The following is a 16,799-nucleotide window of genomic DNA, read 5'->3' as shown; positions in this document are numbered from 1 at the left end:
GGGACGTTCCGTTGCCGCATATGATGCGGTGACGGGACGTTTTTTTGTTACGTTAACGGGAAAGGAGTGTGTGAGATGGAGGGGTAATTCGGATGCAAGGAGCGATCTAGGATTATGCAACAGGTGCTTGTACAGTCGCTTTGCAGCAATAGCATGAATTGATCAACGAAATCGATATATTTATATGTCTAATTTATTTTTATTGATAGTATTAAGGCCGACAACTATAATCTATAAATGGATATAGATCCTTTTTTATCCTTTTGGATTAATATTAATCTGAATCCAATCTTTTTAGGAAGCAGTGAATGTTAGATCGTATGTTTATATTTGCTGGAGATTGATACACAGATTGATTGCAAATTGAATGATGCAACTAAAAGGGTAGGGGGATGAAAATGGTTCGTCATAATCGGATTACTGTAATAATTCTAGTATTAGTCTTAGTTTTAACATTCTATCCCAAACCATCATATGCGTATGTTCTATATAGTGGTTATTGGAGCAGCACAGCCAAGCCTTCAACCAATGTAGAGTATTACGTAGATTCATCTGTAACAGGATATAACTACGATACCAGCGTCAGTTCGGGTGCAAGTGCATGGAATGGTATATCGCTAAAGTATGGAATTACGAGCACTACGGTTGCTGACAGTGCTGATATAAAAGTATTTGCTGGCGATACGCATGATACGTCATGGGCAGATACATTGAATTATAAAAACAAAACGGATGCAGGCGGCTGTTGGTCTTGCTCATGGAATTATTCTAGAATAAGAATTAACGCTCCAGTATATCAGCCGGCATCTTCAGATTTAAGAATGAAAGTCATGATACATGAATTTGGACATGCAGCGGGGATGGATCATGAAACCGTAAATAAAGCGATTATGAAGCAAGGGGATAATGGATATTACACGATGCAAACGGATGATAAAGATGGACTTAAAGCAAAATATCCAAATTGACTAATGGGGGTGCAATTATGATAAGTAAGTCTATTCGAACCTATTTGTTGCTTCTGCTGGCTCTCATCCTTTGTATAATAGCAGTCGTTTATTATCAGACCAAATCTACTTCGTCTAAAGCGTTTGCAAATGTGTACCATGTTGAATCCGATCACAAGGTGTATGGCAATTCGGGAGAGCTTGCGGCGGATGCTGACTTAATTGTTAGGGTAAAAGCAACTGCGTCATCCCGTAACGTCAATCAACAGATGGATGAGAATGGCGTACCGCTGTGGTTTTGGACAGAGACCGAGGTTGAAGTAACCAAAGTGTATAAGTCGAACGAGAAAATCGAGAAGGGACAGAAAATTACGTTGTACGAGCCCTATTCAATATTCGAAGATTCGAAGAAAAGTCGGAATCAAATCATTAAGGATCATTATAAGCCTGTGAACGCCGGCGAGAAGTATTTGCTGTTTCTGAAAAAACACGCCGATGGCGGTTATATGCCGCTAGGCGTTGATCAAGGCAAAATCAATCAGTCTGAGCCTGTCGATAAAGATAATGCTGTATTGTCCGAGGACGCGTTGAACCAATATCGTGACGAGTAGAATACCTGCAATGTGATAGGATGAAGAAATAAGCTAGTACAAGAGACGTCCCAGGCTTCGCATACGCTGCGGCCTCGGGACGTATTTTGTTATGATGGAGGAAAAAGGAGGGCGATGCGTGTGGCGGCTCGGTTCTCTATGGGAGATAGTGCGTCTGAGGGTCAGGATCGGACGGAACGTGTGGAAAGGATATCGTTCGCAGAGGATGGGATGGCAGTGGAGCTAGTGCCGCTGGAAGCGATTCGCGATGCTGAGGCGAGCGTGAAAGCGCGGTATGGTGACGGCGGTGTAAGCGATGTGCTCGCGGATGGAATGGCTGGCTCGCGTGAGGAGGATGATCTGCGGCTTGCGTCGCTGCAGGAAACGATAGCTGCGCGGATGCGGAAGCGGGGGATGGCGTCAGTACAAGCGGAGCGAATTGTACTGACCAACGGACTAGAGCACTCGCTGGAGCTAGTTGTGCGAATGTTAACGAAGCCCGGTGATCCGGTGATGGTCGAGTGTCCAAGTGGATCGCTCGGGCTCTCTGTGTTGGCTCGATTAGGGCTGCAGGCGATCGCGGTAGAGAGTGATGAGCAGGGAATAAGGATGGAAGCATTGAGACGGCTGCTAGCAGGAGATGCTGTGAAGCCGAAGCTGCTGTATGCCGCGCCGACGTACGGTGACCCGACAGGCCACGTCTGGAGCTTGAAGCGACGGCGGGAAGTACTTGTGTTATGTCGAGAACATGGCGTGCGTGTTGTGGAGGACGATTCGTGCGGCGAACTGAAGCTTCATGCGCATTCGCCGGATGTACCGACCTTGTATGCGCTGGCCGGAGAGGCCGGGGGCGTGCTGTATGCTTCTTCTTTCGAGAGCATGATCGCTCCTTCGCTGCGAGTAGGCTGGATAGCTGTAGATGAGGAATTAGTCGGGAAGCTTGCGGCAGATGATCGCTTGGGTAAAGAGGATGAGGCTCATACGCCAAGCGCGCCCGTAATCGATCAGTTGGTGCTCGCTGAGCTGCTCCTTGATTTCGATCTTGATGCGCATGTGCAGCGGCTTGCTGACACGTATCGTGAGCGAATGTATATGTTGCAGCGTCAACTGCAGGTCCATCAGGCAGCAGGTGCGAAGCTAACGTGGTCGGAGCCGGAAGGTGGCAGGTTCATCTGGCTGACCCTGCCGGACGGTTTGGATGCAGAGGCGCTGCGGCGAATAACGCTGATGATGGGCGTAGACTTCGCGCCGGGCAGTCGATATTATGCAGGGGAGCCGAAGCGTAATACTTTGCGGCTGTGCTTTACGGGATGCAGCGTTGGTCAGATTAATCAGGGAATAGACATCATTGCAGAGGCGATAGGTGATTTCACAGGGCGATGGCGTGATTGAAAGTGGCGAGATGATGCCCATTTTCCGGCGTTGGTGTCGTATTGTTCTGGAGCGATGCCAGAGATCGCCAGATCAATCGAGGGACAACAGCGATCGGCAGAATCGGCAGCATGATGCTGCACTCGGAGTGGTCCGTTGCTGCCGCCATTCACCGTCAGCAACGGACCGCGACTCTCATAGTTGGCAGAACCTAGCGGTTGCAACCGTAAGCGTCTGAACAGGGCAGTTGGATCGGAATAAGCGCTGGGGCAACCGTTAGCGCAGTGGGCTAAAGCTCAAACATAATCTTCACTGCCAGTAACCAATCCAGTCCAATCAAATCTTCTCCGGCTTCTTCTTCCTGCTCTTCTTCTTCGGCTTACTGGCATAATCACTCGCAGTTTCACTTGCACTTGCTTCAGCACTTGACCCTGTCCCGGCAACAGACACCGCATTCTCCTGCACCAGCCATCCTGCAATCACTTCCGCATGCTCTGTCAGTGCAGCAGTCCCTTGAGCGGTAAGCCGGTAAATGCCTCGTTCCGCCCGCTCGAACCAGCCGTAATAATTCGTCCGCAGCATATCTCCCGCCTTGCTATTGCTTGTCAACCTTGCCAACGTCGCGGGCGAGGCTGGGCCTTGGCGCAGCGCGTCAGCCATGCGGAGGCACTTCTCGCGGTAGGCGGTCATCAGCTTGCGCCTCGTGCTGCCGCCGACGTTGTAATCGCCTGAGCGCTCGCGGAACTCGCGAAGCAGCCGATCATGCCTCTTCGCTCGGTAGCGAGCGCGAGGCGGGTCGCCTGGTTCGCACAACATCTCTACGAGCGCTGGTTTTGTTTTGAACAGTGAAACGGTCATCAATCCTAACCCGAGCATCCGGCACAGCTCCGTAATATCGCCGAAACGTTGGTTGACGGCGCCGCTCTTCTTCCGATTGCGCTCCACGACGAGCGTGACCAGCGGGTTCATGCGCAGCCGTTCCACGCCTTGCAGCAGCAAAGCGAGATTGAAGGTTCGTTTCATTTCTACAATAATAACTTCCTCTTCAATGGCAAGTGCGTCGTCAGCCAATGCTCCGGGCTTAATGGCAACGAGATCGCAATGGAGCACTTCGCCTTTCACTTCGTAACCTTGCGCCTCGAAATACCGCTTCACCGGCTCATATAATTCCGCTTCTTCCTTTACAGCCATCCCGTCGTCTCCCCCGTTCCCCGTACAGCCGATCGTGTCCCAAGCAGGAACACCCATTCGTATCAATTGAGTTTCATTATAGGAGAACAGGTGCAGCGTGTCGAGCGTTAGCGAATAGTCGTCTAAAAAATTGGTCAATTTCCTGCTCGGCTACGCATAGGAATGTAATACTTCAAAATCAACAACTAGACGGCGGGCGGTACAGAGAAATCCCAAGGCGGAATCAGGGATAGGGCAGATCGCGAGCGATGGGAGGAGGCAAGGCATGGATATATTCAAACGGTTATCAGAGTATCGAGCAGAGAGTGATAAGCTTGCCTGGACGGGGACGTTCAAAGAGTATGTAGATCTGTTGAGAAATGATCCGACACCGGCCATGACCGCGCACGCCAGAGTGTACGATATGATTGAATCGTATGGCGTCGAGGAAGTAGGCGGGAATAAGCGATACCGCTTCTTCGAGCAGGAAATATTCGGCCTCGATCGTGCGATCGAGAAGCTGGTTGAGGAGTATTTTCATTCGGCGGCAAGACGATTGGATGTTCGCAAAAGAATCCTGCTGCTGATGGGACCGGTCAGCGGCGGCAAATCAACGATTGTTACGATGCTCAAACGCGGCTTAGAGCAGTACTCGCGCGAACAGCGCGGCGCTGTCTACGCAATCAAAGGGTGCCCGATGCATGAGGATCCGCTGCATCTTATCCCGAATGAGCTTCGCCAAGAAGTAGAGCGTGAGCTTGGTGTACGCATTGAAGGGAATCTGTGCCCATCGTGCCAGATGAGGCTGCGGACGGAATTCAACAACGACATCGAGAACGTTCAGGTCGAGAGGGTCATCGTCTCGGAGGAAAATCGCATCGGCATCGGCACGTTCAGCCCTTCGGATCCGAAATCGCAAGATATTGCGGACTTGACGGGCAGCATCGACTTCTCGACGATTACCGAATTCGGTTCGGAATCCGATCCGCGTGCTTATCGGTTCGACGGTGAGCTGAACAAAGCAAACCGCGGCCTGATGGAGTTCCAAGAGATGCTGAAGTGCGATGAGAAGTTTCTGTGGAACCTGCTCTCGCTGACGCAGGAAGGCAATTTCAAAGCCGGTCGCTTTGCCTTGATCTCGGCAGATGAACTCATCATCGCTCATACGAACGAATCCGAGTATAAAGCATTCATCGCCAATAAAAAGAATGAAGCGCTTCAATCTCGGATGATCGTCATGCCGATTCCGTACAACCTGCGCGTGACGGACGAAGAGAAGATCTATACGAAGCTCATTGCACAGAGCGACATGAAGCACATTCATATTGCGCCGCATGCTTTGCGTGCCGCGGCGATTTTCTCGATACTTACCCGTCTGAAAGAGACGAAGAAGCAGGGCATCGATATCGTGAAGAAAATGCGCATGTATGACGGCGAAGAGGTCGAAGGCTTCAAAGAAGCCGATCTGAAGGAGATGCAGAGCGAGTTCATCGAGGAAGGCATGTCCGGCATCGACCCTCGCTATGTCATCAACCGGATCTCAAGCGCCTTGATCCGTCAAGATCTGCAGTGCATTAACGCACTCGACGTGCTGCGCGCAATGAAGGAAGGCCTCGATCAGCATCCGTCGATTACGAAGGATGAGCGCGAGAAGTATCTGAACTTCATCTCTATCGCCCGCAAAGAGTACGACACGCTGGCGAAGAAAGAAATTCAGAAAGCGTTCGTCTACTCGTTCGAAGAGTCCGCTCGCACGTTGTTCGAGAACTATCTCGACAACATCGAAGCGTACTGCAACTGGACCAAAATCAAGGATCCGCTTACGGGCGAAGAACTTGATCCGGACGAAAGACTGATGCGCTCCATCGAGGAGCAAATCGGCGTCTCGGAGAATGCGAAGAAAGCGTTCCGCGAAGAGATTCTCATCCGCATCTCCTCGTACTCGCGCAAAGGCAAGAAGTTCGATTACTCGAGCCACGAGCGTCTGCGCGAAGCGGTTGAGAAGAAGCTGTTCGCCGATCTGAAGGACATCGTGAAGATCACGACGTCTACGAAGACGCCGGACGAAACGCAGCTCAAGCGGATCAACGAAGTCACGAAGCGCCTGATCGACGACCACCACTACTGCCCGGTGTGCGCGAATGAACTGCTGCGTTACGTGGGAAGTCTGCTGAATCGTTAAGCATTAGCACGAGAGTGTTATGAAAGAAGCCATTCGAATTCCATCGTTGAGATGGGTTTCGGATGGCTTTTCTTTCTCGAATAAGGATGACCTATTGATCCCTATAAGAACTACGACTTATATGAAATAGCACATGTTTATTTAAAGGACTGCTTCGCTCAACCTTCGGATGATCGAACGTTTTAATAAAGCTCATGCCGATTTTCTGCATCACGTTCTTCGAAGGGATGTTCACCTCAGCTGTAAAACTGTACACGTCATCCAATCCCAATGTGTTAAAGCCATATTGCAAGCAAGCTTCCGCGCCTTCCGTTGCATAACCTTTTCCCCAAGCCTCTTGCTTCAATCTCCATCCAATTTCTATGCACGGTGTAAACTCAGCCTCGAAAGTTGCCCGGTGAAAGCCAATAAAGCCGATAAACGCTTTATTTTCTTTGACCTCTACGGCGTATAACCCGAAGCCGCGTTCTTCAAATTCGGATACGATTGTTGCATAGAGCATATTCGTTTCTTCGGTTGATAAGGTTTTGGGAAAATGCTTCATAACCCTCTCATCTGCATTCAGTCGTCGAAATGGCTCTAAGTCCGCTTCTTCCCAGTCGCGCAATTGCAGTCTCTCTGTCTCAAAATAAATCATTCTACACCTCCAAAGAAGGTTTATTGGACAAGCTATTGTACCATAGAAAATGGCGGTTGCAGCAGCGGATCATTCGTAACTTTCCATGCTTCTACAGCGTCCATATAGGCAGTAGAATCGATGAATGATCGGAGAGTGTACGATGCATCTAAGTCGGATTACGGGCAGCGCCGTCTGCGCTGTCTTATTGACGGTGTCTCTTGCGGCATGTCAGGCTGCAGACGATTACGAAGGGGCAACGCCATCAACATTGGCAAGTTCGCAGAATGCGGAGACTGTATCTGAAGACAGCGGCCATCTGACCGACGTCACAATATCAGAAGCGGCAGTCGATTGGGATAACGATGGGAAGATGGAGAAGCTTCTCATTAAGCTGAGCGACGGGAAGCTTGTGAATTACCCAGATCCAGGCCCGATCGAAGGGGATTGTTATGTCGGGCAGTTCGCTGCCGTGCTGACGGATGATGCGGGAGATGTGCTGCAATCGCGTGACTTAGGGATGGATTTCGATGAAAGCATGACATTCCGCAAAGACCAACTGCCGTTCGAAATTCCGTTCGATGATTACAATGGGGATGGCTATATGGAATTTACGGTCGGTCAGTATGCATCAAGCAACGGAAATATTTTTAACCTCTATACGATTCAGCCGGAAGGCATCTCGCGAATCGGAGGGCCGATCTTCACGTCTGACAAAGACGGCTATTATTCAACCCGCTATGCAAAGAAGCCACCAAGCTCGTTCCTCAATCGTTATTACGATAACAGACGAGGGGAAACGTTCGAATCCACGTTCGAGTGGATCAACGATGCATTCGTTAAGCAAGGGGAAAAAGTCGTTGTGTTTCATGAGGATGCGGAATCTTAATAATCGATTATTATAGATGCGTAATATACGACGGATCTAACGTAATAACGAACATCGTCATCATGGCATGAATCTTCATTATCAACAAGGCGTGCTGGACATTGCGCTGTACGGCGATGATTTCATTCAAGTTACGCTGTTAGGAACAGGTGACTCGTTTGCAACGGCGGGGACGAATGAGGTCGAGCTGCCGATTCCGCAAGAAGCGAAGTATGTGATAGAGGGACAGAAGCTGACGCTAAGAGGCAGTAAGCAAGTCGTCGAGATCGATCTGCAGTCATCGGCGATTGCTTTTGGTACGGAGAAAGGTGCATTCGCGCGTCAATCGGGCCTTTCATGGAATGCGAAGTGGAAGGCGAGTGCTTATTGGGCTAAATCGGAGTCTTCTCGTTTCTATGGGCTTGGGGAGAAGGCTGGATTCCTGAATAAGACCGGCGAACGCTACGAAATGTGGAATACGGACGTCTATTCTCCCCATGTGCAGGATATCGATGCGCTGTATCAATCGATTCCGTTCATCATCCATGCGGATGAAGACGGGGCGTATGGGATTTTCCTCGATAATCCAGGACGTACATACGTCGATATGCGATCGTTTGCCGAATCGTTCAGCCTCGGTTGTGCAACGGGCGCTCTGCGTTATTACGTCATTGCGGGTCCTGATATCAAATCAATCGTTAGCCGCTACACGCTGTTAACGGGGAGGACGCCGATGCCGCCTAAGTGGTCGCTTGGTTATCATCAATCCCGGTACAGCTATATGGACCAGGAGGAAGTGTTGACGCTCGCGCGTACGTTCCGTGAGAAAGGCATTCCTTGCGATGCCATCTACCTTGATATTCATTATATGGAGAGCTATCGCGTCTTTACGTTCGATCCGATCCGCTTCCCAGATCCGAAGGCGATGATCGCCCAGCTGAAGGAGTTGGGTATTCGTATCGTTCCGATCGTCGATCCAGGCGTGAAGAAGACAGCATCCGATCCTGTCTACCGGGAAGGGCTTGCGGACGATTACTTCTGCCGCTTCATCGAAGGCGAGTTGTTCTCGGGCAAAGTATGGCCAGGGGAGAGCGTGTTCCCGGACTTCTCGGATCCGGCTGCGGCACAGTGGTGGGGCGATCTTCATGCCTTCTATACAGAGATGGGCGTCAGCGGCATCTGGAACGATATGAACGAGCCGTCTGTCTTCGATTCGGAATCGAAGACGATGGATGCTGAAGTGATGCATAACAACGATGGTCGGCCAAGGACGCATGGCGAGCTGCACAATCTGTATGGTCTATGGATGTCGAAGGCGACATTCCTCGGATTGGAGCGGCTTCTGGAAGGGGAGCGGCCATTCGTATTGACCCGTGCAGGTTATGCCGGTATTCAAAAGTACGCTGCCGTATGGACAGGCGATAACCGCAGCTATTGGGAGCATCTGGCGCAGTCGATTCCGATGATTCTGAATCTTGGGCTGTCGGGCGTCGCATTCACAGGAGCCGATGTCGGCGGATTCGCCTCGCACGGCGGCGGCGAATTGTTAGCGCGTTGGATGCAGGCTGGCGCGCTGCTTCCTTACTTCCGCAATCATAGCGAATTGGGCTCGATTCGGCAGGAGCCATGGGCATTCGGCGCTGCGGTCGAGCAGATCTGCCGTGCATATATTAGTCTGCGTTATCGATTCATGCCAACGATCTACAGCTTGTTCAAGGAAGCGAATGAGTCGGGCGTGCCGATTGTCCGTCCGCTAGTGCTCGAATATCCCGAGGATCCATCGGTTGCTAACATGAATGATCAATATTTGCTAGGCACGGATATTCTCGTCGCGCCAGTCTTGAAGCCTGGTGTGGCTTGCCGCTCGGTCTACCTGCCGGAAGGACAATGGTACGACTATTGGACAGGTGAACGTCTAAGCGGCGGGCAGCATGTGCTTGCGAAGGCGCCGCTTGAGACGATGCCGATCTATATTCGTGGAGGAGCCATTATTGTTCAGCAGGGAGAGAATGCTCAGCACACAGCAGATCCGGCGGCAGCATCAATCCGCCACGTGGAGCTCTATGTAACTAATGGTGCCGATACCAATGTGAAGCTTCATTATGAGGATGATGGCTTGACGGATCAACACCGCAATGGCCAGTACATCCATCGCGAGTTGATTCTGCAGGAGACGGGCCAATCCGTTTCGTTCTCGACAAGCGTCATACATGCAGGTATGGAGGAAGCAAATCATTCGGTTCGCGTAACGATCCACGGCCTGCGCAGTCAGTTGAATCAAGTACGCGCTTTGTCGGCGGACAATCAAGAAATCGAGCGGTTAGAATCGATTGCGGTCGAAGCGAATGCGGCAGGCACGAGCATGATCCTGAAGTTCGAGCAATGGCCGGCACGAATCGAGTGGACGAGAAGGTAGTTGCAACTCGATTGTTAATCACGATGGGTCCCGCACAACTAATCTTGTGAGCCCATCTCGAACTCCGATATAAGGAGCATCGGACATGTACAGCAAGCTGTTCATGTTCGATGCTTCTTTCAGTTGAACTAGGTATGTAGGTATGAGTCTGTTTATAGTCTGTTCCTATTAAGTAAATAGACATTATATATTTCAGTTATGAAATCGATCGTGATATAACCATTATAAGGGAATGAACAGTAACGGATAGGAGCGTGCGAGAGATGGTTAACGAACGAGTAAGCGTGAATCAGCCAAGTGCGAATGGAGAGAAGATGTCAGGGCAGCGGCAGACGTGGAAACCTGAAGTTTATGATCGGGAGATGGCATTCGTGTCCGCGTTCGGCGCACCGTTGATCGATCTGCTTCAAGTTAAGCCAGGTGAGACGGTAATTGATTGGGGCTGTGGTTCAGGTGACCTCGCGGCGGCGATCGCCGAGAAAGGCGCACATGTAGCGGGGATCGACTTTTCGGCTTCGATGATCGACAGCGCGCGTGCCAAATATCCTGGCATTAAATTCGAGGTAGCCGACGGACAACGTTATGTTGCGGAAGCTCCCGCAGACGCTGTGTTCAGCAACGCGGCGCTGCATTGGATGAAGGATGCGGCGGGGGTTGCTGCCAGCATGGCGGCTTCGCTCAAGCCTGGTGGAAGGTTGGTCGTTGAATTCGGAGGTCACGGGAACATTCAGGCGGTAGTGGACGGGCTTCGCGAAGCTTTCACAGCGGTAGGCGCGAGTCAGCCGTTCCGGTCGCCGTGGTATTTTCCGACGATCGGGGAGTATGGCATGGTGCTGCAGCAAGCTGGCTTCGAAGTGAACACAGCCGTGTTGTTCGATCGACCGACGAAGCAGGCGAACGGCGAGAACGGGCTTCGCGGATGGCTGGCTACGTTCGCAGATGGCATCCTGTCCGAACTGCCGGCGGAGGAAGCCGATGCCGTCGTCCGCTGGACGGAGGAGCGTCTTCGTCCAGCCTTGCTCCATGATGGAGAATGGCATGTGGATTACCGTAGGCTGCGGGTGACTGCAACTCGGAAGTAGCTTGATGTGGAATAGCGGCCCTCTGAGGGTCGCTATTTTGCTATACGCAGGCAGGCCGATATAGGGAGTGCTTGAATGTAATAGCAGAAGCGCACACTCCTCTCCGATTTACGATTTACCCACGTTAATACAGTTGACATGTCTGTGCTCCCTCCTGCACAATTAGGGCAACTTCAGCACTAGAGGAGACTAACATGTTACGAAGCTGGAAAATGATTCTTGCGTTGGCGATCCCATCGCTGGTTGCGTTCGCAGGACAAACGGTGACGGGTACGCTCAACCTTATCATCGTCGGCAAGCTGGGCTTTTTGTTTATCGCAATTGTTGGTGTCGTGAATATCATTATGTACAACGCTTTCGCCATCTTCTCCGGCATCGGCCACACGGTCAACTACCTCGTCGCGCAAAATGACGGCGCAGGCAATATGCGCAAAGGGATTGAACGCACTTATTTCGCTTTCTATTTATGTGCCTTATTCGCCGTGTTCCTCGCCGCTGTCGGTTGGCTGTTCGCGGACGATCTGCTCCGATTAACCGGCGGCTCCGATGAGTTGGTTGAAGCGGGTACGCTCTATACGGAGCTTCGCTTCTATGCAATGGCATTCGGTATTTTCAACTTCGCTTTCCACGGCTTTCTAAGAGGCATTGGGGCGACTAGGTTGTCCATGGTCGTATCGATTATTGCGAATGTGATTATGTTAGTCGGTACATACACGCTGACGTATGGTCATTGGGGGCTGCCTGAGCTTGGGCTTAAGGGAGCGGGCATTGCGATGCTGCTTGGGGAGGGCATTCAAGCGCTGGTCTGTGCATACGTTTTCTTATTCCCTCTGCATCGCAAGTATCGTACTCGTGTTCCTGCACGCATCGATTGGCGCGAGATGAAGCTGATCGCTGCAGAGAGCGGCAAGCTGGGCGTGCAGGAATTCTCGCTTAGTCTCGCGATGTACTTGTTCACTGCGTTCGTTGCAAGGCTTGGCGATCAGGCGCTGGCAGCCAATGAAGTGGCGCTAAGCATTATGTCATTCGGCTTCATGCCAGCCTTTGCTTTCGGTTCGACTGCAACGATACTCGTTGGCCGTTATGTTGGACAAGGCGAAACGAAGCTTGGACGAAGAGCAGGGACGGACGTCGCGATTCTCGGCACCTTGTTCCTTATTGCGCTTGGTACGCTTGAACTCATATTCGCGGTACCAATAGCTCACGCATATACTAACGATCCGGAAGTGTATAAACTTGCGGCGCACTTGATTAGCGTGTCAGCTTATCTGCAAATTTTCGATGGACTGCTTAACGTTTACGCGGGATGCATGCGCGGGCTAGGTGAGACAACGTTCCTTCTGCGCGTCTCGGTTATTTGCTCGTGGACACTGTTCGTACCGCTTGCGTACCTGTTCTTGTTCGTATTCGACTGGGGCAGCATGGGGGCATGGCTTGCGCTGTACCTCTACTTGACCGTATTCGGCATCTCCGTCTTGATCCGCTTCTATCGGACCGATTGGGCGTCGATCCGTCTGAAAGAGGCCGTCAGCCACTAGGCGAAGTGACGATTCGTCACCGATCGAATGGTTCCGTCAACTTTTGACAAAAAAATTGCCTGGCAGGCAAGCATATTTCCATATGGGCTCACATATACTCCAGTAAGGCGTACTTTAACCAAAACGATGCAAGCTCGGACGAACTTCTAAGCAGGAAAATGAAGGTAATTGGGCGAATCATTAGCAGATGGTGGAAGGCGCAGTTCGGAGCCCGGATAACGAGAAGACAGGATCCAATTCGTTGGGTCCTGTCTTCCTTGTACCATGAACCTTCTATATTATGTTATATAAGTTGACACAAAAGGCAAGGATGTTGTAGGATCAAACTAAATTCATTCCCAATTTGCGGCTATTGTGTAACAATTCGTGACATATACTAGCATAACAGCGAATGGCACGATTGAGAAAGGTTGCTGCAGCACCTAGGAGGAGGCGGTTGACATGTCGACGGCCAGACAGTCGCAGACACCGTATTATGATTCACAATCGTTCTACGACGAAATGTTCGACACGGACTTTACCGTTCGTCCGCACTATGATTCTGTATATCGGCTGTTCTCCCGAATGAAGCCAGCAGAGCTTGCCGCTCGGCAGCAAGCGCTGAATCAGAGAATGCTGGAAGAGGGCATTACCTTCACGCTGTACGAACCGAACCAGACGGAACCGCTGGAGCGGACGATCCCATTCGACTTTATTCCGCGCGTCATTCCGAAGCATGAATGGGAAGCGATCGAACGCGGTCTCCGTCAGCGGGTGCAAGCGTTGAATGCATTCTTGCATGATATTTACCATGATCAGCATATTGTAAAAGATGGCGTCATTCCGCGCCGGATGATCGTGTCCAATACGTATTTTCGGCCGGAAATGGTTGGGGTTGATGTTCCCGGCGGCATCTATATAACGGCATCCGGCATTGATCTCATTCGCGACGAGAGAGGCCGATATTATGTGCTGGAAGATAATTTACGTTCACCATCGGGATTCTCTTATCTATATAAGGGGCGTACGATGATGAGTGAGCTATTCCACGATTTGTACCTGTCTTCCTCGGTGCAGGACGTTGAACGAAGCTTGAACGTGTTCCTTAGCGCGCTCAAATCGCTTAGTCCAACGGGCAAAAAAGATCCTGTCATCGCACTTCTTAGCCCAGGCCCTTATAATTCCGCCTACTTCGAGCATACATTTCTAGCACAGCAAATGGGCCTTCACCTCGTTGAGGGACGCGATCTTGTCTACATGGATCATAAGATATACATCCGCAGCTTGAACGGACTGCGTCAGGTGGACGTCATCTATCGCCGCATCGATGATGATTTCCTCGATCCGCTTGCATTCAATCCAAGCTCCTTATTGGGCGTACCGGGACTTATGAACGCTTATCGGGCAGGCAATGTCGCGATTGCGAATGCGCCAGGAACAGGCGTTGCCGATGACAAAGCAGTTTACGCTTATGTGCCGGACATGATCCGTTATTACCTCGGCGAAGAGCCGATTTTGCACAACGTACCCACTTACATTCTGACACGCAAAGAGGACAGGGAATTCGCGCTTGCCCATCTGGATGAGCTTGTCGTGAAGGAAACGTCACTGTCCGGCGGTTATGGCATGCTAATAGGACCGGCCGCGTCTCCGAAAGAAATTGCCGTATTCGCGGATGCGATCCGCAAGACGCCGGAGAAATACGTCGCTCAGACAACGATGCAGTTGTCGCGTGCGCCGATTATGCTGGATGGCGCGATGGTGCCGCGGCATATCGACTTGCGCGCTTTCGTATTGAAAGGGACGGATTCCCATGTGATTCCGGGCGGCCTCACGCGAGTTGCCATGAATGAAGGATCGCTCATCGTCAACTCTTCGCAGGGCGGCGGCGTGAAGGATACGTGGGTGCTCAGTCGTTAGCAGCTTCCGATGTGATGTTGCCATTAACGCAACATTAGTAACACTTCCGATGTGATGTTGCTACATCCGCAAGCAGCTGAGCTGCATGCGTATTTACGCAACATTTGAGAATGGAGGGATTGACGTGTTGAACCGTAATGCCGAAGCGCTGTTCTGGATCGGCCGTTATATGGAACGTGCAGAGAACCATGCGAGGCTCATTGATGTGCACTATCATCTGCAGCAGGAAGAGCTTAATGTAAGCACAGATGACGAACCGGTGGAGACGATGTGCAAATGGGCGCGCATCGTTGATGCGCTTGGCAGCAGGCATGCATTCGAGCAGCAGTATGACTCCTACGATGAGCAGGAAGTGCTCATGTATGTGACGCTCGATCGCGATAACCCGAATTCACTCGTCTCCTGCGTTAATCATGCTCGGAACAATTTGCGAACGCTGCGAGAGAAGGTGCCTAGCGAGCTGTGGGATACGATCAACGGCTTCTACTTATGGCTTCGGGAGAAGCAGCCGAAAGATCTGACCCGCGAATCCCCTCATCAGTTTTTCGGCCAGACGAAGGATTGGACTGCCTTATTCCAAGGGTACAGCCAATCCGTTATGCCTCGGGAGAATGAATGGCATTTCATCGAGTGCGGCCGTTACTTAGAGCGTGCGGAGAATACGCTGCGCATTATGCAGGCGGTCGAGCATGCGGCAGAAGGCGAAGGCTGGAACAGCGCGAACGCATATCCTTATTTGAATGCGGTATTGAAATCGGTGAGCGGGTACCAGTCGTTCCGCCGTTATTATCTCGACAGTGTCGCAGTAGAGGCGATCGTGGAGTTCGTCGTGTTGAACCCGACGTTTCCGCGCTCCGTTCATTTCGCCCTGCAAGAGCTTGCCGAGCATATTCGAGCGCTTGATCTGCAGGATAAACAGCTCCGCACCGCGCATGACCGTATCCTCAGACAAGTGGGCAAAGTCATTGCCGACATCGGCTGCTTGGAGAGAGACGATCTCGTATTGGATCGTGATGGACATATTACGGCTCATTTGCTCGGTGCATGCGAATCGCTTGGCGTAGCGTTCGCCAAGACGTTCTTTCGAATGGGGGAAGTCAGCGCATGAAGCTGCAAATCTCGCACATGACGCAGTACAACTATGCCGAGCCGATCACCGACAGCGTCAATGAAATCAGGCTGACTCCGAGCACGAATGAACGGCAAGCCTGCTACAATCACTCCATCTATATAGAACCGAACGCTTCCTTGTTCACTTATGAAGACTGCTTCGGGAACCGTGTGCATGCATTCTCCGTCAATGCCCCTCATACGAGGCTGACCATTCGGACGAATCTGACCGTTGTGACGACGGAATCTTTCAATAAAGAGGAAAGCGCGCATAAGCAGCAGTTAAAGCCCGCTGAAGCTTGGGCAAGGTTGACCTCGGATGAATCGATCGACCGATTCATTGAATTTCTGCTTCCGACCGCCTATACGGAAGTTACGCCTGACATTATTGCCTTCATGGAACAGGTGCCGGTTGTCGGCGCTGTTCGCGAAACCGCGATTGCGGCCGAAGGCAATGTGACAGTAGATATAACGCCAACGGTTGGCGTTTATGAATGGTTGTCGGCGCTTAGCAAATACATTCGCACGAGCTTCATTTATGACCCGAGTGCAACGAACGTTAGGACGAAAGCTTCCGAGATGATTACGAAGCGGCGCGGGGTATGTCAGGATTTTGCTCATCTGATGCTGGCTGTATGTCGCGCGCGCGGCGTTCCTGCAAGATACGTGAGCGGCTACCACTTCGTTGGCGATCTTCAAGGCGGCAGCGCTGACTTCGAGCAGGCTTCGCATGCGTGGGTAGAAGCTTATGTGCCGAAGCTTGGCTGGTGCGGCTTCGATCCGACGAACGAGTCGCCGATCGGCGAACGGTATGTGAAGCTCGGTCACGGCCGTGACTATAAGGATATTGTTCCTGTGAAAGGCATTTATCAGGGAACCGGGGCGCAGCGTCTTCAGGTGACGGTAGACGTCAGGAAGCTAGAGGAATAACTATTATGAAGCGGATGTAGGAGAAAGCCTTCGCAGGCATGCCTCTCATTTAATATGATGCTCTATCCTTATGAACCATG

Annotated in this window: 14 protein-coding genes; 11 read left to right on the top strand and 3 right to left on the bottom strand. The window is 51.3% G+C overall.

Features of this window, described 5'->3' with window-relative positions; genetic code table 11:
• Positions 1-392: 392 nt before the first annotated feature.
• From SBI19_RS08565 to SBI19_RS08555, 3 genes are all read left to right on the top strand, one after another.
• A complete protein-coding gene (locus SBI19_RS08565) occupies positions 393-968 on the top strand; it encodes a matrixin family metalloprotease (RefSeq protein ID WP_317967023.1) in 576 nt (191 codons plus the stop codon).
• A 17-nt stretch (positions 969-985) separates the two neighbouring features.
• Positions 986-1,558 carry a hypothetical protein gene (locus SBI19_RS08560; protein WP_317967021.1) on the top strand — a complete coding sequence of 191 codons (573 nt, stop codon included), beginning with the start codon at positions 986-988 and terminating at the stop codon, positions 1,556-1,558.
• A 120-nt stretch (positions 1,559-1,678) separates the two neighbouring features.
• A complete protein-coding gene (locus SBI19_RS08555; RefSeq protein ID WP_317967019.1) occupies positions 1,679-2,929 on the top strand; it encodes an aminotransferase-like domain-containing protein in 1,251 nt (416 codons plus the stop codon).
• On the opposite strand, the gene SBI19_RS08550 is transcribed toward SBI19_RS08555, so the two are convergent.
• Together SBI19_RS08550 and SBI19_RS08545 are read right to left on the bottom strand one after the other, a co-directional pair.
• A complete protein-coding gene (locus SBI19_RS08550) occupies positions 2,907-3,077 on the bottom strand; it encodes a hypothetical protein (protein ID WP_317967017.1) in 171 nt (56 codons plus the stop codon). The genes SBI19_RS08555 and SBI19_RS08550 overlap by 23 nt on opposite strands.
• 167 nt (positions 3,078-3,244) lie before the next feature.
• The gene (locus tag SBI19_RS08545; RefSeq protein ID WP_317967104.1) at positions 3,245-4,099 is read right to left on the bottom strand and encodes a DUF2161 domain-containing phosphodiesterase; all 855 of its coding nucleotides are present in this window, start codon (positions 4,097-4,099) and stop codon (positions 3,245-3,247) included.
• A gap of 265 nt (positions 4,100-4,364) precedes the next feature.
• Between SBI19_RS08545 and SBI19_RS08540 the strand changes: the two genes are divergently transcribed.
• Positions 4,365-6,260 (top strand): PrkA family serine protein kinase, encoded by a 1,896-nt coding sequence (locus tag SBI19_RS08540; RefSeq protein ID WP_317967015.1) that lies wholly within the window; start codon positions 4,365-4,367, stop codon positions 6,258-6,260.
• Positions 6,261-6,351: 91 nt separating this feature from the next.
• On the opposite strand, the gene SBI19_RS08535 is transcribed toward SBI19_RS08540, so the two are convergent.
• Complete coding sequence (locus tag SBI19_RS08535; RefSeq protein WP_317967013.1) at positions 6,352-6,897, bottom strand: GNAT family N-acetyltransferase; 546 nt, start codon at positions 6,895-6,897, stop codon at positions 6,352-6,354.
• Between the two features lie 142 nt (positions 6,898-7,039).
• Here SBI19_RS08535 and SBI19_RS08530 point away from each other — a divergent pair, with 142 nt between their 5' ends.
• The 7 genes from SBI19_RS08530 (at position 7,040) to SBI19_RS08500 (ending at position 16,719) form a co-directional block, all read left to right on the top strand.
• Positions 7,040-7,765, top strand: a complete 726-nt coding sequence (locus SBI19_RS08530; RefSeq protein ID WP_317967012.1) for a hypothetical protein — start codon at positions 7,040-7,042, stop codon at positions 7,763-7,765.
• A 67-nt stretch (positions 7,766-7,832) separates the two neighbouring features.
• Positions 7,833-10,160, top strand: a complete 2,328-nt coding sequence (locus SBI19_RS08525) for a glycoside hydrolase family 31 protein (RefSeq protein ID WP_317967011.1) — start codon at positions 7,833-7,835, stop codon at positions 10,158-10,160.
• Between the two features lie 263 nt (positions 10,161-10,423).
• On the top strand, positions 10,424-11,242 hold the full coding sequence (locus SBI19_RS08520) for a class I SAM-dependent methyltransferase (protein ID WP_317967009.1): 819 nt from the start codon (positions 10,424-10,426) through the stop codon (positions 11,240-11,242).
• 194 nt (positions 11,243-11,436) lie between these two features.
• Positions 11,437-12,780 carry an MATE family efflux transporter gene (locus SBI19_RS08515; protein ID WP_317967007.1) on the top strand — a complete coding sequence of 448 codons (1,344 nt, stop codon included), beginning with the start codon at positions 11,437-11,439 and terminating at the stop codon, positions 12,778-12,780.
• 441 nt (positions 12,781-13,221) lie between these two features.
• A complete protein-coding gene (locus tag SBI19_RS08510) occupies positions 13,222-14,679 on the top strand; it encodes a circularly permuted type 2 ATP-grasp protein (protein WP_317967005.1) in 1,458 nt (485 codons plus the stop codon).
• Positions 14,680-14,803: 124 nt separating this feature from the next.
• Positions 14,804-15,787 carry an alpha-E domain-containing protein gene (locus SBI19_RS08505; RefSeq protein ID WP_317967003.1) on the top strand — a complete coding sequence of 328 codons (984 nt, stop codon included), beginning with the start codon at positions 14,804-14,806 and terminating at the stop codon, positions 15,785-15,787.
• The gene (locus tag SBI19_RS08500; RefSeq protein ID WP_317967001.1) at positions 15,784-16,719 is read left to right on the top strand and encodes a transglutaminase family protein; all 936 of its coding nucleotides are present in this window, start codon (positions 15,784-15,786) and stop codon (positions 16,717-16,719) included. Before SBI19_RS08505 ends, SBI19_RS08500 begins: the two co-directional genes overlap by 4 nt.
• Positions 16,720-16,799: the final 80 nt, after the last annotated feature.

It is taken from the genome of Paenibacillus sp. CCS19 (assembly GCF_033239625.1).
Taxonomy (GTDB): Bacteria; Bacillota; Bacilli; order Paenibacillales; family Paenibacillaceae; genus Paenibacillus_T.
This window is presented reverse-complemented; position numbering and strand designations above follow the sequence as displayed.

What these genes read in the sequence shown, in the direction of transcription:
- SBI19_RS08565 (WP_317967023.1), top strand. Translation starts at nt 393, where the DNA reads ATGAAAATGGTTCGTCATAATCGGATTACTGTAATAATTCTAGTATTA.
- SBI19_RS08560 (WP_317967021.1), top strand. Translation starts at nt 986, where the DNA reads ATGATAAGTAAGTCTATTCGAACCTATTTGTTGCTTCTGCTGGCTCTC.
- SBI19_RS08550 (WP_317967017.1), bottom strand. Translation starts at nt 3,077, where the DNA reads ATGGCGGCAGCAACGGACCACTCCGAGTGCAGCATCATGCTGCCGATT.
- SBI19_RS08545 (WP_317967104.1), bottom strand. Translation starts at nt 4,099, where the DNA reads ATGGCTGTAAAGGAAGAAGCGGAATTATATGAGCCGGTGAAGCGGTAT.
- SBI19_RS08540 (WP_317967015.1), top strand. Translation starts at nt 4,365, where the DNA reads ATGGATATATTCAAACGGTTATCAGAGTATCGAGCAGAGAGTGATAAG.
- SBI19_RS08535 (WP_317967013.1), bottom strand. Translation starts at nt 6,897, where the DNA reads ATGATTTATTTTGAGACAGAGAGACTGCAATTGCGCGACTGGGAAGAA.
- SBI19_RS08530 (WP_317967012.1), top strand. Translation starts at nt 7,040, where the DNA reads ATGCATCTAAGTCGGATTACGGGCAGCGCCGTCTGCGCTGTCTTATTG.
- SBI19_RS08525 (WP_317967011.1), top strand. Translation starts at nt 7,833, where the DNA reads ATGAATCTTCATTATCAACAAGGCGTGCTGGACATTGCGCTGTACGGC.
- SBI19_RS08520 (WP_317967009.1), top strand. Translation starts at nt 10,424, where the DNA reads ATGGTTAACGAACGAGTAAGCGTGAATCAGCCAAGTGCGAATGGAGAG.
- SBI19_RS08515 (WP_317967007.1), top strand. Translation starts at nt 11,437, where the DNA reads ATGTTACGAAGCTGGAAAATGATTCTTGCGTTGGCGATCCCATCGCTG.
- SBI19_RS08510 (WP_317967005.1), top strand. Translation starts at nt 13,222, where the DNA reads ATGTCGACGGCCAGACAGTCGCAGACACCGTATTATGATTCACAATCG.
- SBI19_RS08500 (WP_317967001.1), top strand. Translation starts at nt 15,784, where the DNA reads ATGAAGCTGCAAATCTCGCACATGACGCAGTACAACTATGCCGAGCCG.